This window comes from Pseudomonas sp. CF161, from assembly GCF_000416215.1.
Lineage (GTDB): Bacteria > Pseudomonadota > Gammaproteobacteria > Pseudomonadales > Pseudomonadaceae > Aquipseudomonas.
Genome location: NZ_ATLP01000083.1, coordinates 12,172 through 34,726 on the forward strand (window position 1 = coordinate 12,172; position 22,555 = coordinate 34,726).

Consider the following 22,555-nt stretch of genomic DNA (forward strand, 5'->3'; position numbering starts at 1 on the left):
TTAAGCCTGTTCCAACGAGGTTTCAACACGGTTGGCCGGGATCTTCTTCTCGGCTACCAGGCGAGCGTGCTGCTCGGCTTCGATGCGTTCGATCACATCGACCGGCACCATGTAGCCTTGATCATCACGGGCAGCGTGGATCGCGAAATAGATCACGGTGCCGGCCAGGCTTGCGATCGCCAGCCACCAGATGTGCCAGATCATCGCGAAACCGAACACCGTCAACAGCGCCCCCATGACCACACCGGTAGCGGTGTTGTTAGGCATGTGGATCGGCTGGTAGCGGCTTGCCTGCTCGTAGGCGGTACCGTTTTCCTTGGCCTCGGTGAACGGGTCGATACCGTCAGCCTTGGGCAGTACTGCGAAGTTGTAGAACGGAGGTGGCGACGAGGTCGACCATTCCAGGGTGTGAGCATTCCATGGGTCGCCGGAGACGCACATGTTCTCTTTGCGATCACGGATGCTGACGTAGAGCTGGATCAGCTGGCAGGCGATACCGATTGCGATCATCACCGCACCGACCATGGCGACGTACAGGTACGGCACCCACTCAGGGTTGGTGGTGGCGTTCAGACGACGGGTCATGCCCATGAAGCCCAGTGCATAGAGCGGCATGAAGGCGACGAAGAAGCCCGAGATCCAGAACCAGAATGCTGCCTTGCCCCAACCTTCGTGCAGCTTGAAGCCGAACGCTTTCGGGAAGTAGAAGCTGAAACCGGCGATGTAACCGAATACAGCACCACCGATGATCACGTTGTGGAAGTGAGCGATCACGAACAGGCTGTTGTGCAGTACGAAGTCAGCACCCGGGATGGCCAGCAGTACGCCAGTCATGCCGCCGATGGCGAAGGTCACCATGAAGCCCAGGGTCCACAGAACCTGGCTGGTGATGCGCAGACGGCCGTGGTAGATGGTGAACAGCCAGTTGAATAGCTTCACCCCCGTCGGGATCGAAATCAGCATGGTCGCCAGGCCGAAGAAGGCGTTGACGCTGGCCCCCGAACCCATGGTGAAGAAGTGGTGCAGCCAGACCATGAAGCCCAGGATCGAGATCGCGCCGCTGGCGTAGATCATCGAGTGGTGGCCGAACAGGCGCTTGCCGGAGAACGTCGAGATCACTTCCGAGAACACACCGAATGCCGGCAGGATCAGGATGTAAACCTCAGGGTGGCCCCAGGCCCAGAACAGGTTGACGTACATCATTGGATTGCCACCAAGTTCATTGGTGAAAATGTGGAAATCCATGTAACGGTCAAGAGTCAGCAGTGCCAGGGTAGCGGTCAGAATCGGGAACGAAGCCACGATCAACACGTTGGCCCAGGTGCAGGTCCAGGTGAAGATCGGCATGTCCATCATCTTCATGCCAGGGGTACGCATTTTCAGCACGGTGGCCAGGAAGTTGACCCCGGTTAGCGTCGTACCCAATCCGGATAGCTGTAGCGCCCAGATGTAGTAGTCCACACCCACGCCCGGACTGTATTGCAGGCCCGACAGCGGCGGATAGGCAACCCAGCCGGTCTTGGCGAATTCGCCGACGCCCAGGGACAGGTTGATCAACACCACACCGGAAACCAGCAGCCAGAAGCTCAGGGAGTTGAGGAACGGGTAGGCAACGTCACGGGCGCCGATCTGCAGCGGCACGACAAGGTTCATCAGGCCGGTGAAGAATGGCATCGCCATGAAGATGATCATGATCACACCGTGGGCGGTGAAGATCTGGTCATAGTGTTCAGGTGGCAGGTAGCCAGGCGAACCCTCGGTGGCCATGGCCAGCTGGGTACGCATCATGATGGCGTCGGCAAAACCGCGCAGCAGCATGACCATGGCGACGATGATGTACATCACGCCGATTTTCTTGTGGTCGACGGACGTCAGCCACTCGGTCCACAGGTAGGTCCACTTCTTGAAGTAGGTGATTGCCGCGAAAAGCGCCAGACCACCGAGCGCGATCATGGCAATGGTCACCATGACAATCGGCTCGTGGAACGGTATCGCGTCCAGACTTAATTTACCAAACATCGTTTACTCCTCTGCCCCGGCAGCTGAATGCGAACTCGCGTCCATCCCTTGCGTACTGGCCACTTCCTTCTCTTTCTTCTCGTGCTTGACCGGCGCGCCTGGTTTCATGCCCTCATACTTGTCGATGATGAGCTGGAACAGGTTCGGGGTGTACGAGGAGTAGAGTTCAACAGGGTTGTTCTGGCTCGGCTTGGAAAGGGCTTCGTATTCAGCTTGTTCAAGCTGTTTAGGTGCCTTTTTGACTTCACTTACCCAGGCGTCGAATTCTTCCTGGGAAGTCGCGATCGCTTTGAATTTCATGCCGGTGAAACCAGCACCGCTGTAGTTGGCGGAGATACCGTCCATTTCAGCGTTCTGGTTGGCAATCAGGTGCAACTTGGTCTGCATGCCGGCCATCGCGTAGATCTGGCCGCCCAGGCCCGGGATGAAGAACGAGTTCATCACGGTGTCGGAGGTCACGCGGAAATTGACCGGGGTGTGCGCCGGGAACACGATCTTGTTGACGGTGGCGATCCCTTGCTCGGGATAGATGAACAGCCACTTCCAATCCATCGCGACTACTTCGATGGTGATCGGCTTGACGTCCGATTCCAGCGGACGATAAGGGTCCAGGGCGTGGGTCGACTTGTAGGTCACATAACCCAGGGCAATGATGATGAGCACCGGAACCAGCCAGACCGCGATTTCGATCTTGGTGGAGTGCGACCACTTCGGCGCGTAGACGGCGTCCTTGTTGGAGGCGCGGTATTTCCAGGCGAAGGCGAAGGTCATGATGATGACCGGCACAACCACCAGCAGCATCAGAATGGTTGCAGTGATGATCAGGTTTCGTTCATCCAGACCAACCTGACCCTTGGGATCGAGCAAGGTCCATTTGCAGCCTCCCAGCATCAACATGCCGAGTAGCGGCAATAAGCCTAGGAATCTGGGGTACCTTTTTTTACTCATCTCACGACCTCTAAAGCAGCTTGCGCAATGCAGTTGGGTTTTGATCGCCAACACTTCACCCTGCCAAGGGTTGGCATTTTTTCTTCAATTGAATAAGGGCCTGCCCATCGCGTTAAACGCTGAACGACAAATCCTGGGCCAGCAGTGAGTTCTTATTCGATTTCGTGGTCAAAGGCCTTGTTACAGACCAATTCCATTTGGTGCGGAAGTTTGGAAGGTGCCGGCACCTGGCGTCGCATGGAGCAATCAAACCGCCCCTCGACCGCACTCGTGTGCTCAGGGATGAGCAGCGCCGGAAATTCAGTGCGGGCGATTGTAGATATGTCAGGAGGCATAAACCATGTCTCATCTCGAAATAATTAATATCGACCGGTGCAACAATCGAGGCCGATTATTACGAAAGCCCGCAATCATATCGATTTTCATTCTCAACAAAAAGCCTCAAAACAGACTCTCCGCAATTCCTGGGTCCAACCGCGCTGCCCCCCACTACCCGGCGCTATCCCTTATGGAATGAGGGCCGGACGCGGTACATCGATAGCAGGCTATGGTTGTCGTCACGGGTCCTGCCAGTACGAATTGACAGATATTTCCCGCTCTCGGGACCCCAGATCATGCTTCCCAGCCCAAGGCTGAAACGCTCCTTGCCGCACAAGACTGTGACAACATGTCGCACTTTTTCCGCACCGCGGATTGCCTCAAGTCACAGCCCCTTCATCCTTTGCCCGAACCCATGAAAAAGCCCCGGCCCCCCCAGCAGGGACCAGGGCTCTTTTACCGTGTCAGCCATGTGCTTTGCGATTGCGTGTGACACCCAGCGGCACCAGCACCACCGTCAGTACAAACGCCACCAGCGCCCACTGCGCCAGGGACAGGCCCAGTATCGGCGGGTACGGGGTGGAACAGAAACCGTCGACCTGAAAACCCAGGGGGAAGATCGCCGCCAGCGGCAGGCTGTCGACGATCGGCTGCAGCACGTCGATGCCGCAGCTGACCGCAGGGTAGAACTGGGTGTAGACGTGGTGCCCGGCGACCGCGACACCGGCCAGGGCGCAGATCACCACCAGCACTTCAAACAGGGTGATGCTGCGCCGGGTGCGCATGGCCGCGCCAATAAAGGCGAACAAGGCGATCAGCAGCAACGCATAACGCTGCAGGATACACAGCGGGCAAGGCGCCTCGCCCAGTACCACCTGCATGTACAGCGCGCCGCCGATCAGCGCCAGGCAAATAACCCCCAGCAACACCAGAAAGCGTCGTTCACGCCCCAGGCGCAATATGTCGTCACTCATCCCCAATTCCTTTCCTGTGTGTGGCTCGGCGCGGCGCCAGCCGGTGTAGCAGCCGGGTCGAACCGAGTAGTCGTATGTGATTGTCCATTGGCCGCGATCCGGCCGCTGTGGAGCTGACAGGCACCGGTGGCCCGGAAGTCTACACGCTGATCATGACCTTTGAATGCATTGAGGCGTTCGCCCCAAGGCCTGCGCCCCGGGAACGATCACTCGCTCGCCGGGGTGGTCGCAACCTGTCCACAGGTGCAAAAAATCAGGTTTCAGGCCAGCAGCTTAGCCGTCAGATCGCCCCAGCCAGTGGCCGGGGGCGAACAACAGCAAGGCTGCGCTGAAAGTGATGACGCGCGAGACCCATGATCAGCCTCGGCTAATTGACGCTCAATAGGTTAAGTACGAATTAACCCCTGAACAAAATTCAACGCCCTGGGGCAACGGACAGCGGCTGCAATGGGGCTGCCACTGCCCTTCCCCGGGGATGTCATTCCAGCGCGGCGGCCGGACCGAAGAACTCGTAGCGGCTTTGTTGCTCAGGCACGCCCAGGGCCTTGAGGTGACGCTTGATCGCGGCCATGAAGCCCTTGGGCCCGAGGAAATAGGCATCCAGGTCGCGCTGCTGCGGCAACCACTGGCCCAATTGCTCCTGGCTCAACAGCCCCAGTTTGTCCGCCGCCGGGCTGACCCCGTCGTCTTCGGCATAGCAATAAAAGCGCTTGAGCTGCGGATGACGCGCTGCCAGCTCATCGACCCACTCGCGAAAGGCATGCACCCCGCCATTGCGCGCGCAGTGGATAAAGTGCACCGGGCGTTCGGTGGCCAGCGCCGCTTCCAGCATCGGCAGGGTCGGGGTGATCCCCACGCCGCCGCTGATCAGCACCAGGGGTTTGGCGCTGGCGGCCAGGGTGAATTCACCCGATGGCGGGAACAGCTGGATGCGGGCGCCGACCTGGAACTGGTCATGCAGGTAGTTCGAGGCCCGGCCGCCGGCTTCGCGTTTGACGCTGATCCGATAGTGCCCAGCGTCGGACAGGGCCGACAGCGAGTAGTTGCGGCGAATCTCTTCGCCGTCCAGGAACAGCTGCAAGCCAATGTATTGCCCCGGTTCGGCGGCCAGAATCGCCCCGCCATCCGCCGGTTCGAAGTAGAACGAGGTGATTTCCGCGCTCTCCTCCACGCGCCTGGCCAGGATGAATTCCCGCGCCCCGCGCCAGCCACCGGGGGCGGCGGCTTTCTGGTCGTAGATCGTCGCCTCGGCCCCGATCAGGATGTCCGCCAACTGGTTGTAGGCCGCGCCCCAGGCCGCGAGCACCTCTGGCGTGGCTATTTCACTGCCGAGCACTTCGTGAATGGCGCGCAACAGGCAGCTGCCGACAATCGGGTAGTGCTCCGGCAGAATCTGCAGGGCCACATGCTTGTTGATGATTTTGGCCACCAGGTCGCCCAACTGATCCAGTTGATCGATGTGGCGGGCGTACATCAGTACGCCGTTGGCCAGGGCCCGGGGCTGGTCGCCGCTAGCCTGGTGCGCCTGGTTGAACAAGGCGCGAACTTGCGGGTATTCGGCGAGCATCATCCGGTAAAAGTGAGTGATCAAGGCTTCGCCACCGCTTTCAAGCAGGGGCACGGTGGCTTTGATAAGGGTACGATCTTGCACGCTGAGCATAAGGGCAACTCCTGAGCTTTTTTAATGACTAGCTGGTTACCCTATGCAGATCAGTTTTCGTGCCAATAATAAAAGTCCTAAAAATCAATAGATTAAGATATTTATAGTCATATCGACACACAACGTTTTATAGTCATTAAGACCACATGGAGTCACTATGACTGCAAAATCCCTGCTCACTGCCCTGCTGCCCCTAGTGGCCGACCTGTCTCGCGAACTGCCCGAGGGCGAGCGCTACCGGCGCCTGCTCGAAGCCATGCGCGCCCTGCTGCCCTGCGACGCGGCCGCGCTGTTGCGCCTGGACGGCGATTGGCTGGTGCCCCTGGCGGTGGATGGCCTGAGCACCGACACCCTGGGCCGGCGCTTCAAAGTCAGCGAACACCCGCGCTTCGCCGCCCTGCTCAGCAGCCCGGGGCCGACCCGGTTCGCCAGCGACAGCGAGCTGCCGGACCCTTACGACGGCCTGGTCGAAGGCCTCGACGAACACCTGGAAGTGCACGACTGCATGGGCTGCCCGCTGTTTATCGACGAGCACCCGTGGGGCCTGCTGACCCTGGACGCCCTCGACCCGCAACGCTTCCAGCCGGTCGAACTGGACGCCCTGCAAGCCTTCGCCAGCCTCGCCGCGGCCACGGTGAATGCCGCCGAACGCATCGAACGCCTGGCGCTGCGCCTGGAGGATGAACATCAGCGCGCGGAAGTCTATCGCCAGGCCAGCGGCCAGAACCGCGAGATGATCGGCCAGAGCAAGGCCCACAAGCGCCTGCTGGAAGAAATCAACCTGGTGGGCGGCAGCGACCTGACGGTGCTGATTACCGGTGAAACCGGCGTCGGCAAGGAACTGGTGGCCCAGGCGATCCACGCCGCCTCGCCCCGGGCCGATAAGCCGATCATCAGTCTCAATTGCGCCGCCCTGCCCGAGACCCTGGTGGAAAGCGAACTGTTCGGCCACGTGCGCGGCGCCTTCACCGGCGCCACCCAGGATCGGCGCGGCAAGTTTGAGCTGGCCAATGGCGGCACGTTGTTTCTCGATGAGGTCGGCGAGCTGTCGCTGACGGTCCAGGCCAAGCTGCTGCGGGTGCTGCAGAGCGGACAACTGCAGCGCCTGGGCTCGGACCGGGAACACCAGGTGGACGTGCGCCTGATCGCCGCCACCAACCGCGACCTGGCCGAAGAAGTGCGCAGCGGCCGCTACCGCGCCGACTTTTACCATCGCCTGAGCGTGTACCCGCTGCAGGTCCCGGCCTTGCGCGATCGCGGGCGAGATGTGTTGCTGCTCAGCGGCTACTTCCTGGAGCAGAACCGCTCGCGCATGGGCCTCGGCAGCCTGCGCCTGACCAGCGCCGCCCAGGCCGCGCTCCTGGCCTACCAATGGCCGGGCAACGTGCGCGAACTGGAGCATCTGATCGGTCGCAGCGCCCTGAAAGCCCTGGGCAGCCGGGGTGAGCGACCGAAGATTCTGAGCCTGGACGCCGTCGACCTCGACCTGCCCGACGCCTCTCCCCCATCGGCACCGCCGCTGCCGACCGGCACCCCGGCGGCCGGGGCGAGCGCGACCGGCGACCTGCGCCTGGCGACCGAGAACTACCAGCGCCAGCTGATTACCGAGTGCCTTGAGCGCCACCGGCACAACTGGGCGAGCGCCGCCCGTGAGCTAGGCTTGGACAGGGCCAACCTGGGGCGCATGGCCAAGCGCCTGGGGCTGAAATAACCGGGTTTCGGGTACGGCGGTCGGTAAAGCCGTAATCGGGTTAAAGCCAGCCCTGAACGCGTCGATAACCCGTTACTGATAGCTGTTCGTGGCTCTAACCGCGACACCACCTTTTCTATAGAAGGTTTTTATGTCTTCCAACAAAGCCCGCGCAGACTCACTTTCGCTCCTGCTGTTTACCTTGCGCAGCGGCAAGCTGATGGCAATCAACCTGCTTAAAGTCAGTGAAATCATCCCCTGCCCGCCGCTGACCAAGCTGCCGGAGTCGCACCCCCACGTCAAAGGCATCGCCACCTTGCGCGGCGCCTCGCTGTCGGTGATCGACCTGAGCCGGGCCATCGGCGAGCGGCCGCTGGAAGACCCGGACGGCGGCTGCCTGATCGTCACTGACGTCAGCCGCTCGAAACAGGGTCTGCACGTGCAGGCGGTGAGCAAGATCGTGCACTGCCTGACCACCGATATCCGTCCACCCCCGTATGGCTCGGGCGGTATCAAGTCCTACATCACCGGGGTGACCCAGGTCGACGGAACCCTGGTCCAGGTGCTGGATATCGAGAAGGTAATCCACGGCATCGCCCCGGCGCAGATCGAAATGGCCCCGACCGAGCTGAGCATGGAAGACGCCGAAGTGCTGGGTAACGCCCGAATCCTGGTGGTCGACGACAGCCAGGTGGCCTTGCAGCAATCGGTGCACACCTTGCGCAACCTTGGCCTGCAATGCCACACCGCGCGCAGCGCCAAGGAAGCCATCGACTGCCTGCTGGACCTGCAAGGCACGGCGCAGCAGATCAACCTGATCGTCTCCGACATCGAGATGTCGGAGATGGACGGCTACGCCTTCACCCGCACCCTGCGCGAAACCCCGGACTTCTCCCACCTCTACGTGCTGCTGCACACCTCGCTGGACAGCGCGATGAACAGCGAAAAAGCCCGACTGGCCGGGGCCAATGCGGTATTGACCAAGTTTTCCTCGCCGGAGCTGACCCGCTGCCTGATCGAAGCGGCGAAAACGGTCGCCGCCCAGGGCGCCTGAGCCTTGGCGAGCGCACATTGCCTGTTGTTGCGGCGTGACCTGGGCACGCCGCTGCCCGCCGTGAGCTGGCCGGCCACCCTGCGCCTCAGCCCGTATCAGGCGCACCTGGCGGCCAGGGTGTATCAACTGATGCAACAGGGTTACGCCGACGGCGGCGACCTGCCCGAGTTCGACACCTGGCGCAGGCACTTTGAAACCGATGCCGAATATGACCCGGCGCTGTGCTTCATCGCCCACGACGCCGAAGGCCTGGTCGGCGTGGCCCAGTGCTGGACTAGTGCCTACATCAAGGACCTGGTGGTGCACCCCCGCGCCCGGGGCCAGGGCATTGGCCGGGCCTTGCTGCTGCATGCATTCGAGGTGTTCCGCCAGCGCCGCGAGGGTTTCGTCGACCTCAAGGTGCGCGAAGACAACCTGCCGGCCCGCGAACTGTATGCCAGCGTCGGCATGACCCTGATCCGCCGCGAACTGCTACCCACCGCGCTACCCGCCCTGCAGCCCTAGCCGCTCGCCAGCGTCGGGCTGGGGCCATCACTTGGCCGCGATTTTCACCGACGCCGCCTCAGGCATACTCCGGGTAACCGCCAACCCAGGGAGCCCCCGGCATGAAAACCTTCACCTTGAGCGTTATCCTCCTGACCGCCCTCGCCACCCAGGCCCATGCCTCCAGCAGCGAGGCCTGGGCCGCCCTGGACAAGGCCGTGGTCACCCGCTGCACCCAGGCCAGTGGGCTGAAAAAACCGAAAGCGGTCGGCACCGCCGCGCAGTTTGATGACCGTGTGGGCTATGTCGCCTTGCTCCTGCAAGGCCAGTACCCGCAACCGCACATGAAGGGCCAAACCGGCACCGAGCTGTGCCTGTATGACAAGCAGCACAAAACGGCCTACGTCACCGAGTGGGACTCGATCCGCCCCGCCCTGCCGCGTAAATGAATGGCGCATAACTTGCTTCAAGACTGGCTTTACGGTGCCCACCGCGCCCTTCCTGGCGGCACCCGGGCCGATCAACCATGGCTGCTTTCGCACAATGAATACATCGTTTTCCTGCGTCGGCTGCGGCAAGTGCTGCACCGACCACCACGTGCCCCTGACCCTCGCCGAAGCCCGCCAATGGGCGGCTGACGGCGGTCAGGTGATTGTTCTGGTGGAAGGGTTTCTCGGCAACGGCCTGGGCCTTCCCGCCCCGCAACGCGAGCATGCGCAACGGCGTTCCTGCGTGGTCCGCAGCGGCAATGCCGAAGCCTATGTGGCCATCACCTTCGCCGCCTACAACGTCGGCCCGTGCCGGAATCTTGACGAAGACCTGCTGTGCCGCATCTACCAGCGCCGGCCGCTGGTGTGCCGTATTTACCCGATGGAGATCAACCCCCATATCCCGCTGCAGCCCCAAGCCAAGGAATGCCCGCCTGAATCCTGGGAGCAGGGGCCGGCGCTGATCGTCGGTGGCGAACTGGTGGACCAGGAGCTGATTGAGCTGATCCGCCGCTCACGCCAAGCCGACCGTGACGATATCCGCAGCAAGGAAGCGATTTGCGCGCTGCTGGGAATTCGCACCACCGCGCTCAAGGGCGACGGTTTCACCGCCTACCTGCCTGAAATGACGGCCCTGGCCCAGGCGATCGATCAGGTCCAGGCCCGGCCCCTGGCAGCAGCCGGCACGGCGTGGCTGTTCCATGTCTCGGGCGACGACATCGCCGGCCAGGTACAGGCCGCCGGGGCGCAGGTGGCGACCGAGGCGCCGCTCAACTACGCGTTTATTTCCCTGCGGGCGGCGTAACCGCCCACCCGACAGACAGCGGCTAGCTGCGCTTGTGCCAGAACTCATGGGCCAGCTGTTGCAGATCCCCAGCCAGCGCTGCCACATCCCCGGAGTTGATATGGCTCTGCTGGCCGGCGCTGACCGTGGCATCACAGGCATTGCGGATGCCGCTGATATTACGGTTGATGTCTTCGCTGACCGCGCTTTGCTCTTCCACCGCCGCCGCGATCTGCAGGCTCATCTCGGTTATCTGATTGACCCGCTGGCTGATGCCGTCCAGGGCCACGGCGGCGCGCTGGGTCTGATCGACACTGTTCTGCGCATGCTCGCTGCTCTGCAACATCACCTGCACCGCATCCCGGGCACCGTTTTGCAGGGTGCTGATCATGCGCTGGATTTCATTGGTCGAGTCCTGGGTGCGCTGGGCAAGGCCGCGCACCTCGTCGGCCACCACCGCAAAACCGCGCCCCTGCTCACCGGCCCGCGCCGCTTCGATGGCCGCATTCAGGGCCAACAGGTTGGTTTGCTCGGCGATGCTGCGGATCACGTCCAGTACCCCGGATATGTCGCTGCTGTGGTTTTCCAGCTGGTGAATCACCTCGGTGGCCCGCACCAGCTCGCTGGCCAGGCGCAGCACCGCGCTGCGGCTTTCGCCCACCAGATGATGGCCCGCACGGGTCTCGCCTTCTGCCTGATCCGCGGCCTGGGACGCCTGCTGGGCATGATTGGCGACCTCGGCGACGCTGGCGGCCATCTGATGGATCGCCGCCGCCACCTGGTCGGTTTCCGCCTGTTGTTCCAGGGTGCTGCTGTGGCTGCTGTGCAAATGCTCCACCAACTCGGCCGCATGCCCGGCCAGCCGCTGGGACGCATCGCCGATCCGCCCGACCACCGCACCGACCTGGGCTTCCAGCATGTGCAGGGCGAACCCGATCTGGCCGAAGGCATCAGCGCGACCGGTGTAGATGCCCTGGCTCAAGGGGTTGTCGGCAATCTGCCGGGCACGGACGCTCAGTTGATCCAGGGGTTTGAGCAGCAGGCAGATGCCCAGGGCACTCAGGCCGCAGCCCGCCGCCACGGCCAGGCCGTGAGACCATACCGAAGGCGGCAGCAGCGAGGTCGAGGCAAGGAAGCTGGCCATGAATGCGCCACTGACCAGGGCCCAGAGCTTGAGCTTGACCCCCAGCGTCGGCAGCCGTCGCCACAACGCTGAACGCGGGCTGCGCAGTTGGGCATAGGCCGCTTCGGCGGCATCGATTTGCCGAGCCGTGGGTTTGGTGCGCACCGACTGATATTCAACCGCCTGACCGTCGCGGGTCACCGGGGTCACGTAGGCGCTGACCCAATAGTGATCGCCGTTCTTGCAGCGGTTCTTCACCAGGCCCATCCATGAACGACCGGCCTTGAGGGTTTGCCACATATGGGCAAACGCCGCAGACGGCATGTCCGGGTGACGCATCAGGTTATGGGGCGAGCCCAGCAATTCGTCTCGATCGTAGCCGCTGATTTCGACGAAATCAGGGTTGGCGTAGGTGATGGCGCTCGTCAGATCGGTGGTCGACAGGATGTTCACATCAGGGGCGAAGTCCACATTTCGCCCGGTAACTGGAAGGTTGATCTTCATGGGGAGCGCGCTCGGATTGTTGGGATAGAGTCGGCAGGGCTGCTGACTCTAAGCGCACTGATCCCACAAATACTGATCCAGCTCACGTTTGTATCATTTAGCCATCATTGCCGCTAAAAAGCGCAAACATGACCAACTCGGCAGGCATCGCGCAATCAGCGCTTGCCCATCGAGCGACGGGTGCCGGGAGGCGCTGCACCGGGAGTCTTGGTGTGGCCATTGGTAGCGCCGCCCTTGTACCAGGGCTGATTGGCATTTTTGGCCTGGGCAAACTCGGAAGGCTTGAACGGAAACTTGAACGCGGCAATCGCCGGTTTGTCTTCGCTGTCGACGGTGGTTGGCTCGACAACCTGGTCGTCGCTCACTGCGTCGGACACAGGCGGTTGTGTAGGGGAATTCATGGAAGCTCCGAAGGGGTGAAATGGCCGGGGACAGGCCACAGACGGCGGCAGTATACCTGCGCGCCTCAGATCTTTAACCTGACAAGGCACGAATGGTCAGCCATTACTGACAGCGCTGTCAGTTAGCCGTCACCTTGCTGACTGGGTTGGCCGGCTATAAGTGAAGCACCGATACTGGTCCCTCCTCCCGATCCCATTGCCCCGGCGCTCTATCCCATGCGCAAATCCAAAAAAACAGTCGTGATCCTAGGCGTCGTTGTCGTACTGGTTGCCAGTGGGCTGTGGCTGCTGAACAAGCCGGCCGCCCACAAACTGACGGCCCCCACCGCGATCCCGGTGCGGGTCGTCGAAGTGGTGCAGAAGGACGTGCCGCGCCACACCAGCGGAATCGGCTCGGTGCTATCGCTGCACAGCGTGGTGATCCGGCCCCAGGTCGACGGCATCCTGACCAGGCTTCTGGTCAAGGAAGGGCAACTGGTCAAGGCCGGCGACCTGCTGGCGACCATCGACGACCGCTCGATCCGCGCCAGCCTCGACCAGGCCCGGGCGCAACTGGCGGAAAACCAGGCGCAGTTGCAGGTGGCCCAGATCAACCTCAAGCGCTACAAACTGCTGACGGTGGACGACGGGATCTCGAAACAGACCTATGACCAGCAGCAAGCCCTGGTCAACCAGCTCAAAGCCACCGCCCAGGGCAATCAGGCCGCCATCGACGCGGCCCAGGTCCAGCTTTCCTACACCCAGATACGCTCCCCGGTCACCGGCCGCGTGGGTATTCGCACCGTGGATGAAGGAAACTTCCTGCGCATGAGCGATACCCAGGGCCTGTTCTCGGTAACCCAGATCGACCCAATTGCCGTGGAGTTTTCGCTGCCACAGCAAATGCTGCCGACCCTGCAGGGCCTGATCAAGGCCCAGGACCCGGCGGCGGTCAAAGCCTTTATCGGCGCCGACAGCACCAGCGGCGACCTGCTGGGCGAAGGCCACCTGACCCTGATCGACAACCAGATCAACGCCAACACCGGCACCCTGCGGGCCAAGGCCGAGTTCGCCAATGACCAGCAGAAGCTCTGGCCCGGGCAACTGGTGACCATCCAGATCCAGACCGCCCTCGACAAAAACGCCCTGACCGTACCGCCCACGGTGGTGCAGCGCGGCCTCGACCAGCACTTCGTGTACCGGGTGCAGGGCGACAAGGTGGAAGTGGTGCCGGTGCAGATGCTCTATCAGGATAGTGGCCTGAACATCATCCAGGGCGTGCAGGCCGGGGATGTGCTGGTCAGCGACGGCCAATCCCGGCTCAAGCCGGGCTCCCAGGTGCAGGTGCTCGGCGATCCGCCCCAGGTGGTGCAAGCCGCTGACGCGGAGCTCAAGCCATGAAGGGTCACGGTTCGGTCTCAGCCTGGTGCGTCGACCATCCGGTCGCCACCGTCCTGCTGACCTTCGCCCTGGTGCTGGTGGGCTTGATCGCCTTTCCGCGCCTGCCCATCGCGCCGCTGCCGGAAGCCGAGTTCCCGACCATCCAGGTGTCGGCCACTCTGCCCGGCGCCAGCCCCGACACCATGGCCTCGTCGGTGGCCACGCCTCTGGAAGTGCAGTTCAGCGCCATCCCCGGCATGACCCAGATGACCTCCAGCAGCGCCCTGGGCTCATCCCTGCTGACCTTGCAGTTCACCCTGAATAAAAGCATCGACACCGCGGCCCAGGAAGTTCAGGCGGCGATCAACACCGCCGCCGGCAAACTGCCCAAAGACATGCCGACCCTGCCGACCTGGAAGAAGGTCAACCCGGCCGACAGCCCGGTGCTGATCCTCAGCATCAGTTCGACCCAGATGCCCGGCACCGAACTCAGCGATTACGCGGAAACCCTGCTGGCACGTCAGATCAGCCAGATCGACGGTGTCGGGCAAATCAACATCACCGGCCAGCAACGGCCGGCGATCCGGGTCCAGGCTTCAGCCGACAAGCTGGCGGCCATTGGCCTGACCCTGGCCGATATCCGCCTGGCGATCCAGCAAACCAGCCTCAACCTGGCCAAGGGCGCGCTGTACGGCGAGTCGAGTATTTCCACGCTGTCGACCAACGATCAGTTGTTCCACCCCGAGGAGTACAGCCAGCTCATCGTTTCCTACAAGAATGGCGCACCGGTGCAGCTCAAGGATGTGGCGCGGGTGGTCAGTGGCCCCGAGGACGCCTATATCCAGGCCTGGTCCGGCGACCAGCCGGGGGTCAACCTGGTGATTTCGCGCCAGCCGGGGGCCAATATCGTCGAGACCGTGGACCGGATTCAGGCCGCCCTGCCGGGTCTTGAAGCCATGCTCCCGGCGTCGGTCCAGGTCAAGGTGCTGATCGACCGCACCCAGACCATCCGCGCCTCTCTGCACGAAGTGGAGATCACCCTGCTGATCGCGGTGCTGCTGGTGGTCGCGGTGATGGCGCTGTTCCTGCGCCAATGGTCGGCGACCCTGATTGTCTCGGCCGTGCTCGGGGTGTCGCTGATCGCCAGTTTTGCCCTGATGTACCTGCTGGGGTTCAGCCTGAACAACCTGACCCTGGTGGCGATCGTGGTGGCCGTGGGCTTTGTGGTGGACGACGCCATCGTGGTGGTGGAGAACATCCACCGCCACCTGGAGGCCGGCGACGGCATGCGCGAGGCGGCGATCAAGGGCGCCGGCGAGATCGGCTTTACCGTGGTCTCCATCAGTTTCTCGCTGGTGGCGGCGTTTATTCCGCTGCTGTTCATGGGCGGCGTGGTCGGGCGCCTGTTCAAGGAATTCGCCCTGACCGCCACCAGCACCATCATGATTTCGGTGGTGGTGTCCCTGACCCTGGCCCCCACCCTGGCGGCGCTGTTCATGCGCGCGCCGGTGCATGAGGCACACGCCAAACCGGGGTTCGGCGAACGCCTGCTGGCCCTTTATGAACGCGGCCTGCGCCGGGCCCTGGCCCACCAGAAGCTGATGCTGGGGATTTTCGCCCTGACCCTGGCCATGGCCGTGGTCGGCTACATCTTTATTCCCAAGGGCTTCTTCCCGGTGCAGGACACCGGTTTCGTCCTTGGCACCACCGAAGCTGCTGCGGACATTTCCTACCCGGACATGGTGAAAAAACATCAGGCCCTGGCCGAGATTGTCGCGGCTGACCCGGCAGTCGCGGCCTTCTCCCATTCGGTGGGGGTCTCGGGCAGCAACCAGACCATCGCCAACGGCCGGTTCTGGATCGCCCTGAAAAAACGCAGCGAGCGCGACGTGTCCGCCAGCGCCTTTATCGACCGAATCCGCCCGCAACTGATGAAAATCCCCGGGGTCGTGCTCTACCTGCGCGCCGGCCAGGACATTAACCTCAGCTCCGGCCCAAGCCGCGCCCAGTACCAGTACGTCCTCAAGAGCAACGACGGCCCGACACTGAGCACCTGGACCCAGCGCCTGACGGAAAAACTGCGCAGCAACCCGGCCTTCCGCGATATTTCCAATGACCTGCAGCTGGGCGGCAGCATTACCCATATCAATATCGACCGGGTCGCCGCCGCCCGCTTCGGCCTGACCGCCAGCGATGTCGATGAGGCCCTGTACGATGCCTTCGGCCAACGGCAGATCAACGAGTTCCAGACCGAGATCAACCAGTACAACGTGATCCTCGAACTCGACACCCGCCAGCGCGGCAAGGCCGAGAGCCTGAACTACTTCTACCTGCGCTCGCCCCTGAGCGGGGAGATGGTGCCGCTCTCGGCCCTGGCGCGCTTCGATGCGCCGACCATCGGCCCGCTGTCGATCGCCCATGACGGCATGTTCCCGGCCGCCAACCTGTCGTTCAACCTGGCCCCTGGCGTGGCCCTGGGCGATGCGGTGATCCTGCTCAACCAGGCCAAGACCGAGATCGGCATGCCGGCGGCCATCAGCGGCAACTTCCAGGGCGCGGCCCAAGCCTTCCAGAGCTCCCTGGCCAGCCAGCCGTGGTTGATCCTGGCGGCGCTGGTGGCGGTGTACATCATTCTCGGGGTGCTCTACGAGAGCTTCGTGCACCCGCTGACCATCATCTCGACCCTGCCCTCTGCCGGCCTGGGGGCGCTGATGATGCTCTGGCTGCTGGGCCAGGACTTTTCGATCATGGCCCTGATCGGCCTGGTGCTGCTGATCGGCATCGTCAAGAAAAACGGCATCCTGATGATCGACTTCGCCCTCGACGCCCAGCGCCGTGGCGGCCTGGCCCCGGAAGAGGCGATCTACCAGGCCTGTATCACCCGGTTCCGGCCGATCATCATGACGACCCTGGCCGCCCTGCTCGGCGCCCTGCCGCTGATGCTCGGCTACGGCACCGGCGCCGAACTGCGCCAGCCACTGGGGATCGCCGTGGTCGGCGGGCTGCTGGTGAGCCAGGCGCTGACCCTGTTCACCACTCCGGTCATATACTTGTGGCTCGAGCGGCTCTTCCATCGGCCCAAACCAGCCCCGGTGCTGGCGACCACTACCTGAGGCGGGGTCATGCGCGTTCTGATTATCGAAGATGAAGAAAAAACCGCGGATTACCTGCACCGCGGCCTGACGGAACAGGGTTACACCGTGGACCTGGCGCGCGATGGCGTCGAAGGCCTGCACCTGGCCCTGGAAAGCGATTACGCGGTGATCGTGCTCGACGTGATGCTGCCGGGCCTCGACGGCTTCGGCGTATTGCGCGCCCTGCGCGCACGCAAGCAGACCCCGGTGATCATGCTCACCGCCCGCGAGCGGGTCGAAGACCGGATCAAGGGCCTGCGCGACGGCGCCGACGATTACCTCGGCAAGCCGTTTTCCTTCCTCGAACTGGTGGCCCGCCTGCAGGCGCTGACCCGTCGCAGCGGCGGCCATGAGCCAGTGCAGGTCAGCATCGCCGACCTGTGGATCGACCTGATCAGCCGCAAGGCCAGCCGCGCCGGCACTCGCCTCGACCTGACCGCCAAGGAATTCTCGCTGCTCAGCGTACTGGCCCGGCGCCAGGGCGAGATCCTGTCGAAAACCGCGATTGCGGAAATGGTCTGGGACATCAATTTCGACAGCGACGCCAACGTGGTCGAAGTCGCGATCAAGCGCCTGCGGGCCAAGCTCGATGGGCCTTTTGAGGAGAAACTGCTGCACACCATCCGCGGCATGGGTTACGTGCTGGAGAGCCGCGGTGTCCAGTAACAGCATCGCCCTGCGCCTGAGCGGCATGTTCACCCTGGTGGCGTTGCTGGTGTTCGTGCTGATTGGCGGCGCGCTGTACCAGCAGGTGGACAAGGGCCTGGGCCTGTTGCCCGAGGCCGAACTCGACGCGCGCTACAGCGTGCTGGAGTCGGCGCTGACGCGCTATGGCACCCCCGAGCACTGGGCCAAGATCAACGCCAAGCTCAAGCTGCTCAGCGAAGAAGACAAGCGCATTCGATTCTGGGTAGTCAGCGGTGACGCCCACTACGAGTACGGCGACCCGGATGCGCAGGTCCGCGAACTGGCCCTGGGCCCCCTGGGCATGCGCGACCTGAACCTGGCCGAGCACCCGTACCCGTTGAAAGTGCTGGTCAGCCAGTTACCGGCCAAGGACCAGCGCCCGCCCCTGCGCTTTCTGATCGCCATCGACACCGAGACCTTTTACCAGACCCAGCACCAACTGCTGATGGCCCTGATCAGCCTAGCCATTGTCGGCGTGCTGCTGGCGTCGGCATTGGGTTATTGGGTGGCGCGGATCGGCCTCAAGCCGTTGATCAAACTGTCCCAGGAGGCCCAGCGCCTGGCCCCGCCACGGCTGACCGGGCGCCTGCAACTGTCGCCACTGCCGCCGGAGTTGAGCCAGTTCGTCAATTCCTTCAACTCGACCCTGGAGCGGGTCGAGCAAGCCTATTCGCGGCTTGAATCCTTCAATGCCGACGTGGCCCACGAACTGCGCTCGCCACTGACCAACCTGATCGGCCAGACCCAGGTGGCCCTGACCCGAGGGCGCTCGGCGGAGCATTATTTCGAGGTCCTGCAATCGAACCTGGAAGAGCTCGAGCGCTTGCGCTCGATCATCAACGACATGCTGTTCCTGGCCAGCGCCGACCAGGGCAGCAAGGCCACCAAACTCACCGCCACCTCCCTGGCCAGCGAAGTGGCGACCACCCTCGACTACCTGGATTTCATCCTCGAAGACGCCCAGGTCAAGGTCGAAGTCAGCGGCGATGCCCTGGTCTCGATCGAAATCGCCCACCTGCGTCGCGCCTTGATCAACCTGCTGAGCAACGCCGTACAGCACACCGCCCCCGGCCAGATGATCCAGGTGCGGATCGAGGTGCAGGAACACCAGGTGGCGATCGCCGTCAGCAACCCCGGCCAGGGCATTGCCAACGAACACCTGCCGCGCCTGTTCGAGCGCTTCTATCGGGTCGACGCCTCGCGCAGCAACAGCGGCGCCAACCATGGCCTGGGGCTGGCCATCGTCAAGGCCATCGCCCTGATGCATGGCGGCGATGTGTTCGTGCGCAGCAACGCGGGCATCAATACCTTTGGCATTTACCTGCCGGTCTAAGCCCCCGCCCCAGGGGCCGACGCGGGGCCTTTGCAGAAAAACCGCAGCCACTGTTGTTTTTTCGGTAACAGTCCTTATCCTGTTCCGCTCTTTTTCCGAGCGCCCCAGCCCTATATTTTTGTCGCACCGAATTTGACTTGCTCTGCAAGAAGGTCTTCAGAAATGTCCAACGTCATGGGTATTGCCAGCGCATTTGTTTTGTCTTCCCTGTTCGTCGCCCCGATGGCGATGGCCGAAGAGTCCCAGGCATTCGCCGCGCGCAACGCGGCACGTGCAGAGGCCTTCCAGGAAGCGCAAGTGGCCCTCGCCGCCCAGCATAAAAACGCCGAACAAGCCCAGAAAGTAACGGCTGAGCACAGCCAGGCCGACTCGCAGAAAGACAGCTGATCCGCATCACCGACTCGTTTCCCTCGACAATTTCTCCGCTTGTAACCCCGGAGTGAGTTGTCTTAAAGCCGCTGCCTTCAGCGGCTTTTTTTTGCCATCAGAAAGCGCCCATGGAGGGCGTATTCCGCAGAACCAGCCGCACCGAATCCACAATAAAAAATCGCCGTTATCCACCCCAAGGAGCTCCATCCCGATGCAGACACCCTTCATTTTCACCCCACTATTCATTGCATTGGCTGCAACGATCTGCAGCCATGCCCAAGCCGCCGAAGCGCCGCCTGCCGAAGGCTTTATCGAGGGCTCAAGCCTCAAGCTCAACGCTCGCAACTACTACATGAACCGCAATCGGCATCAGCAAAACGATGACAACATCGAATGGGGCCAGGGTTTGCTGGGGATTTTCGAATCCGGCTATACCCAGGGCAGCGTCGGCTTCGGCATTGATGCCAATGCCATGCTCGGGTTGAAACTCGACGGCGGGGGCGGCACGGACGGCTCCAGCATCCTGCCCATCAGCGATGGCAACGGCAAAGCGCCGGGGTCGTTCTCGACGGCGGGGGCGACCTTGAAAATGCGCGCCTTCGACACCGAACTCAAAGCCGGTGACCTGTTCCTGAATAACCCGGTGATCGCCGGCGGCCAGAGCCGGATGCTGCCGCAGACCTTTCGTGGCGTGAGCCTGAGCAATCACAGTTTCGACGGTTGGCTGATCGAAGGTGGCCAGGCCAGCTTTACCAAGCCCTACAACCAGAGCGGGCACAAACGCATCGGCACGTCCTATGGTTCGCTGCGCGAGGGTGATGAATCCCTGCACCTGAACTGGATCGGCACCGCCTGGAGCGGCGTTCCTGGCCTCAGCAGCAGCCTCTACGCCTCCGAGCTCAAGGACATCTGGAACCAGTACTACTACGACCTGGACTACACCTACGCGGTGAATGAGCTGGTCAGCCTCAATCCCGGGCTGCACGTCTACCACACCCAGGACACCGGCCAGGCGCTGCTGGGCTCCATCGACAACAACACCTACAGCCTGCACTTCACCGTCGGCGTGGGTAACCACAGCGTTACGGCGGCCTACCAGCGGGTCAACGGCAACACGCCGTTCGACTACATCAGCCAGGGCGACAGCATCTACCTGGACAACTCGCAGCAGTATTCGGACTTCAACGGCCCCAACGAGCGCTCGTGGAAGCTCAAGTACGCTTATGACTTTGTCGGCCTGGGCCTGCCGGGCCTGACGTCGGCGGTGTCCTATTCCCGGGGTGAGCTGGACCTGACCAAGGCAGATCCCGAGAGCCGCGGCTATGCCAGCTGGTACAGCGCCAATGGCAAGCACGCCAAACACTGGGAACGGGATATCGACCTCAAATACGTGGTGCAAAGCGGCTCGGCCAAGGACCTGGCGCTGCGCCTGCAATGGGCGACCAACCGCGGCGGTAATGGGTATGGCGCGCTGGATAACGACACCGATGAGTACCGGGTGATCGTCGACTACCCGATCAATATCTTCTGAACACTTAAAAAACCGGAGGCCAGCGTCATTGCTGGCCTTTTTTTTGCGTGTGGCTGGGCAAACGCCAAGGCAATGACGGCTCTCTGTCACTCTGCTAGCGGCCTCCTTCCCCCGTCCGCCAGCAGAAGCCCAGAAACATGCGTGCACACAGTGCGATTCCTTCACGCCCGCCCCCCAGCCAATCCGAGTGGATGCTGCTGGCCGGCAGTTCCCTGACGGTCATCGCCATCCTGTGCATCGTGACCTACCTGCTGATCCGCGAACGCGGCAGCGCCGAGCTGGTCGCGGTGCGCTCGGCCACGAACATCGTGCAATTGATCGATGCTGACGTGGAGCACAACGTCGAGCTCTACGACATCTCCCTGCGTGGCCTGATCGAAGCCACCCGCCTCAAGGACCTGGCCGGGATTCCGGCCGATGTGCGCCACCGGGTATTGTTCGACCGCGCCACCACCATGCCCCACAAGGGCGACATCCTGCTGCTGGACAACAAAGGCGACGTGGTGGCCGACTCGGCCTCGGTCATACCGCGCAAAGACAATTTCGCCGACCGCGAATACTTTCAAATGCATGTCGACAACCCTGCCCCGCAGATGATGATCAGCCGCCCGTTCCGCAGCCGCAGCGCCGAACAGGATTGGCGCATCAGCTTCAGCCGCCGCTTGTCGTCCGAGCAGGGGGAGTTTCTGGGGGTGGCCGAGGCCGCCATGCGCCTGGACTACTTCAATGCGCTGTTCAAGACCCTGAGTGTCGGCCGCAATGGCTCGGTGAACCTGATCAGCAGCGACGGTTTTCTGTTGGCTCAGCAACCGCCCCTGGGCGACGACCTGATCGGCCGCGACTTCAGCAATCGGCCGAACTTCCTGCGCATTCTCAAGGAAGGCAACGGCAGCTTCAGCAGTGTTTCCAGTGTCGACCACAAGGCCCGGCTGTACACCTTCTCCCAGGTTGGCCAGTTGCCGCTGATCGTGATTGTGGCCCTGTCCACCGACGAAGTGTTCGCCGCCTGGCGCCGCACGGCCCTGGTGGTCAGCCTGGCCACCGGTATTTTGTGCATTGGCTTGCTGTGGCTGACCTGGCTGCTGCGCCGCGAACTGCGCCTGCGCCAGCGCGCCGAGCAGGAGCTGGAGCAACTGGCCGCCACTGACGGGCTGACCGGGCTGGCCAACCGCCGCGCCATGGACCAGACCCTGGCTCGCGAGTATTCAAGGGCCCAGCGCTCGGGTAATAACCTGTCGCTGCTGATGATTGATGTCGACCACTTCAAGGCCTTCAATGACCGCCACGGCCATCAATTGGGCGATTTTGCCCTGCGTGCGGTGGCCGATGTGATTGGCGGCAGCGTGCGCCGCCCTGCGGATCTGGCGGCACGTTATGGCGGCGAAGAGTTCGCGGTGATCCTGCCGGAGACCACCATGGCCGGCGCCTGCGCCCTGGCCGAGCAGATCCGCGCCAGCATCGAACAGTTGGCGCCGGTGGGCCAGAACATCACGCCGCTGACGGTGAGTATCGGGGTCGGCACCTGGTCGGCGGGCCAGGACACCAGCCCGGAAAACCTGCTGCGCAACGCCGACAAAGCCCTGTACCAGGCCAAATCCCACGGTCGTAACCGGGTGGTGGCCGACCTGGCCGCGAGCAGCCCGACGTCTGCGGCCGCCAGATTCTCGATCCCTGACTGACGGCCATAAAAAAAGGC

General features: G+C 62.7%; 18 protein-coding genes and 1 pseudogene. 12 read left to right on the forward strand and 7 right to left on the reverse strand.

Annotation, left to right across the window (positions count from 1 at the left end):
* The 4 genes from cyoB to hmpA all read right to left on the reverse strand — a co-directional run bounded on the left by cyoB (nucleotide 1) and on the right by hmpA (nucleotide 5,919).
* The gene (cyoB, locus tag CF161_RS15395) at nucleotides 1-2,019 is read right to left on the reverse strand and encodes a cytochrome o ubiquinol oxidase subunit I (protein ID WP_043229546.1); all 2,019 of its coding nucleotides are present in this window, start codon (nucleotides 2,017-2,019) and stop codon (nucleotides 1-3) included.
* A 3-nt stretch (nucleotides 2,020-2,022) separates the two neighbouring features.
* Complete coding sequence (gene cyoA / locus CF161_RS15400; RefSeq protein ID WP_020297522.1) at nucleotides 2,023-2,967, reverse strand: ubiquinol oxidase subunit II; 945 nt, start codon at nucleotides 2,965-2,967, stop codon at nucleotides 2,023-2,025.
* A gap of 782 nt (nucleotides 2,968-3,749) precedes the next feature.
* Nucleotides 3,750-4,259, reverse strand: coding sequence for a disulfide bond formation protein B (locus tag CF161_RS15405; protein ID WP_020297523.1), 510 nt, complete (start codon nucleotides 4,257-4,259; stop codon nucleotides 3,750-3,752).
* Nucleotides 4,260-4,737: 478 nt separating this feature from the next.
* Nucleotides 4,738-5,919 carry an NO-inducible flavohemoprotein gene (hmpA, locus tag CF161_RS15410; RefSeq protein ID WP_020297524.1) on the reverse strand — a complete coding sequence of 394 codons (1,182 nt, stop codon included), beginning with the start codon at nucleotides 5,917-5,919 and terminating at the stop codon, nucleotides 4,738-4,740.
* Nucleotides 5,920-6,076: 157 nt separating this feature from the next.
* On the opposite strand from hmpA, the gene norR reads away from it, so the two are divergent.
* From norR to CF161_RS15435, 5 genes are all read left to right on the forward strand, one after another.
* Nucleotides 6,077-7,630, forward strand: a complete 1,554-nt coding sequence (norR, locus tag CF161_RS15415) for a nitric oxide reductase transcriptional regulator NorR (RefSeq protein ID WP_020297525.1) — start codon at nucleotides 6,077-6,079, stop codon at nucleotides 7,628-7,630.
* A 130-nt stretch (nucleotides 7,631-7,760) separates the two neighbouring features.
* Nucleotides 7,761-8,663 carry a chemotaxis protein CheV gene (locus CF161_RS15420; protein ID WP_020297526.1) on the forward strand — a complete coding sequence of 301 codons (903 nt, stop codon included), beginning with the start codon at nucleotides 7,761-7,763 and terminating at the stop codon, nucleotides 8,661-8,663.
* 3 nt (nucleotides 8,664-8,666) lie between these two features.
* Nucleotides 8,667-9,167: an N-acetyltransferase gene (locus CF161_RS15425; protein ID WP_020297527.1), complete on the forward strand. Its 501-nt coding sequence runs from the start codon at nucleotides 8,667-8,669 to the stop codon at nucleotides 9,165-9,167.
* A 101-nt stretch (nucleotides 9,168-9,268) separates the two neighbouring features.
* Nucleotides 9,269-9,595, forward strand: coding sequence for a hypothetical protein (locus CF161_RS15430; protein WP_020297528.1), 327 nt, complete (start codon nucleotides 9,269-9,271; stop codon nucleotides 9,593-9,595).
* A 94-nt stretch (nucleotides 9,596-9,689) separates the two neighbouring features.
* Nucleotides 9,690-10,439, forward strand: coding sequence for a YkgJ family cysteine cluster protein (locus CF161_RS15435; protein ID WP_020297529.1), 750 nt, complete (start codon nucleotides 9,690-9,692; stop codon nucleotides 10,437-10,439).
* A 22-nt stretch (nucleotides 10,440-10,461) separates the two neighbouring features.
* Here the strand turns inward: CF161_RS15435 and CF161_RS15440 are convergent, their stop codons facing one another.
* The 3 genes and pseudogenes from CF161_RS15440 to CF161_RS15445 form a co-directional block, all read right to left on the reverse strand.
* Nucleotides 10,462-11,562 carry a methyl-accepting chemotaxis protein gene (locus CF161_RS15440; protein ID WP_371106530.1) on the reverse strand — a complete coding sequence of 367 codons (1,101 nt, stop codon included), beginning with the start codon at nucleotides 11,560-11,562 and terminating at the stop codon, nucleotides 10,462-10,464.
* Between the two features lie 201 nt (nucleotides 11,563-11,763).
* A pseudogene (locus tag CF161_RS33655) lies at nucleotides 11,764-12,045 on the reverse strand (PAS domain-containing protein); the annotation flags it as partial.
* Nucleotides 12,046-12,200: 155 nt separating this feature from the next.
* Nucleotides 12,201-12,446, reverse strand: coding sequence for a hypothetical protein (locus CF161_RS15445; protein WP_043229549.1), 246 nt, complete (start codon nucleotides 12,444-12,446; stop codon nucleotides 12,201-12,203).
* A 216-nt stretch (nucleotides 12,447-12,662) separates the two neighbouring features.
* Between CF161_RS15445 and CF161_RS15450 the strand changes: the two genes are divergently transcribed.
* The 7 genes from CF161_RS15450 (at nucleotide 12,663) to CF161_RS15480 (ending at nucleotide 22,538) form a co-directional block, all read left to right on the forward strand.
* Nucleotides 12,663-13,826, forward strand: coding sequence for an efflux RND transporter periplasmic adaptor subunit (locus tag CF161_RS15450; RefSeq protein WP_020297532.1), 1,164 nt, complete (start codon nucleotides 12,663-12,665; stop codon nucleotides 13,824-13,826).
* Nucleotides 13,823-16,918, forward strand: a complete 3,096-nt coding sequence (locus tag CF161_RS15455) for a multidrug efflux RND transporter permease subunit (RefSeq protein WP_020297533.1) — start codon at nucleotides 13,823-13,825, stop codon at nucleotides 16,916-16,918. The genes CF161_RS15450 and CF161_RS15455 overlap by 4 nt, the downstream gene beginning before the upstream one ends.
* 9 nt (nucleotides 16,919-16,927) lie before the next feature.
* Nucleotides 16,928-17,605 carry a heavy metal response regulator transcription factor gene (locus CF161_RS15460; protein ID WP_020297534.1) on the forward strand — a complete coding sequence of 226 codons (678 nt, stop codon included), beginning with the start codon at nucleotides 16,928-16,930 and terminating at the stop codon, nucleotides 17,603-17,605.
* The gene (locus CF161_RS15465; RefSeq protein ID WP_020297535.1) at nucleotides 17,595-18,959 is read left to right on the forward strand and encodes a heavy metal sensor histidine kinase; all 1,365 of its coding nucleotides are present in this window, start codon (nucleotides 17,595-17,597) and stop codon (nucleotides 18,957-18,959) included. The genes CF161_RS15460 and CF161_RS15465 overlap by 11 nt, the downstream gene beginning before the upstream one ends.
* Before the next feature lie 162 nt (nucleotides 18,960-19,121).
* On the forward strand, nucleotides 19,122-19,346 hold the full coding sequence (locus CF161_RS15470) for a hypothetical protein (protein WP_020297536.1): 225 nt from the start codon (nucleotides 19,122-19,124) through the stop codon (nucleotides 19,344-19,346).
* Between the two features lie 193 nt (nucleotides 19,347-19,539).
* On the forward strand, nucleotides 19,540-20,859 hold the full coding sequence (locus CF161_RS15475; RefSeq protein ID WP_020297537.1) for an OprD family porin: 1,320 nt from the start codon (nucleotides 19,540-19,542) through the stop codon (nucleotides 20,857-20,859).
* Between the two features lie 137 nt (nucleotides 20,860-20,996).
* The gene (locus tag CF161_RS15480; RefSeq protein WP_052027215.1) at nucleotides 20,997-22,538 is read left to right on the forward strand and encodes a diguanylate cyclase; all 1,542 of its coding nucleotides are present in this window, start codon (nucleotides 20,997-20,999) and stop codon (nucleotides 22,536-22,538) included.
* Nucleotides 22,539-22,555: the final 17 nt, after the last annotated feature.

Excerpts from the sequence above, each read along its gene's own strand:
- CF161_RS15475 (WP_020297537.1), top strand. The coding sequence starts at position 19,540 with ATGCAGACACCCTTCATTTTCACCCCACTATTCATTGCATTGGCTGCA.
- CF161_RS15445 (WP_043229549.1), bottom strand. The coding sequence starts at position 12,446 with ATGAATTCCCCTACACAACCGCCTGTGTCCGACGCAGTGAGCGACGAC.
- cyoA (WP_020297522.1), bottom strand. The coding sequence starts at position 2,967 with ATGAGTAAAAAAAGGTACCCCAGATTCCTAGGCTTATTGCCGCTACTC.
- CF161_RS15430 (WP_020297528.1), top strand. The coding sequence starts at position 9,269 with ATGAAAACCTTCACCTTGAGCGTTATCCTCCTGACCGCCCTCGCCACC.
- norR (WP_020297525.1), top strand. The coding sequence starts at position 6,077 with ATGACTGCAAAATCCCTGCTCACTGCCCTGCTGCCCCTAGTGGCCGAC.
- CF161_RS15455 (WP_020297533.1), top strand. The coding sequence starts at position 13,823 with ATGAAGGGTCACGGTTCGGTCTCAGCCTGGTGCGTCGACCATCCGGTC.
- CF161_RS15450 (WP_020297532.1), top strand. The coding sequence starts at position 12,663 with ATGCGCAAATCCAAAAAAACAGTCGTGATCCTAGGCGTCGTTGTCGTA.
- CF161_RS15420 (WP_020297526.1), top strand. The coding sequence starts at position 7,761 with ATGTCTTCCAACAAAGCCCGCGCAGACTCACTTTCGCTCCTGCTGTTT.
- CF161_RS15460 (WP_020297534.1), top strand. The coding sequence starts at position 16,928 with ATGCGCGTTCTGATTATCGAAGATGAAGAAAAAACCGCGGATTACCTG.
- CF161_RS15480 (WP_052027215.1), top strand. The coding sequence starts at position 20,997 with ATGCGTGCACACAGTGCGATTCCTTCACGCCCGCCCCCCAGCCAATCC.
- CF161_RS15470 (WP_020297536.1), top strand. The coding sequence starts at position 19,122 with ATGTCCAACGTCATGGGTATTGCCAGCGCATTTGTTTTGTCTTCCCTG.
- hmpA (WP_020297524.1), bottom strand. The coding sequence starts at position 5,919 with ATGCTCAGCGTGCAAGATCGTACCCTTATCAAAGCCACCGTGCCCCTG.
- CF161_RS15435 (WP_020297529.1), top strand. The coding sequence starts at position 9,690 with ATGAATACATCGTTTTCCTGCGTCGGCTGCGGCAAGTGCTGCACCGAC.
- cyoB (WP_043229546.1), bottom strand. The coding sequence starts at position 2,019 with ATGTTTGGTAAATTAAGTCTGGACGCGATACCGTTCCACGAGCCGATT.
- CF161_RS15440 (WP_371106530.1), bottom strand. The coding sequence starts at position 11,562 with ATGGCCAGCTTCCTTGCCTCGACCTCGCTGCTGCCGCCTTCGGTATGG.
- CF161_RS15405 (WP_020297523.1), bottom strand. The coding sequence starts at position 4,259 with ATGAGTGACGACATATTGCGCCTGGGGCGTGAACGACGCTTTCTGGTG.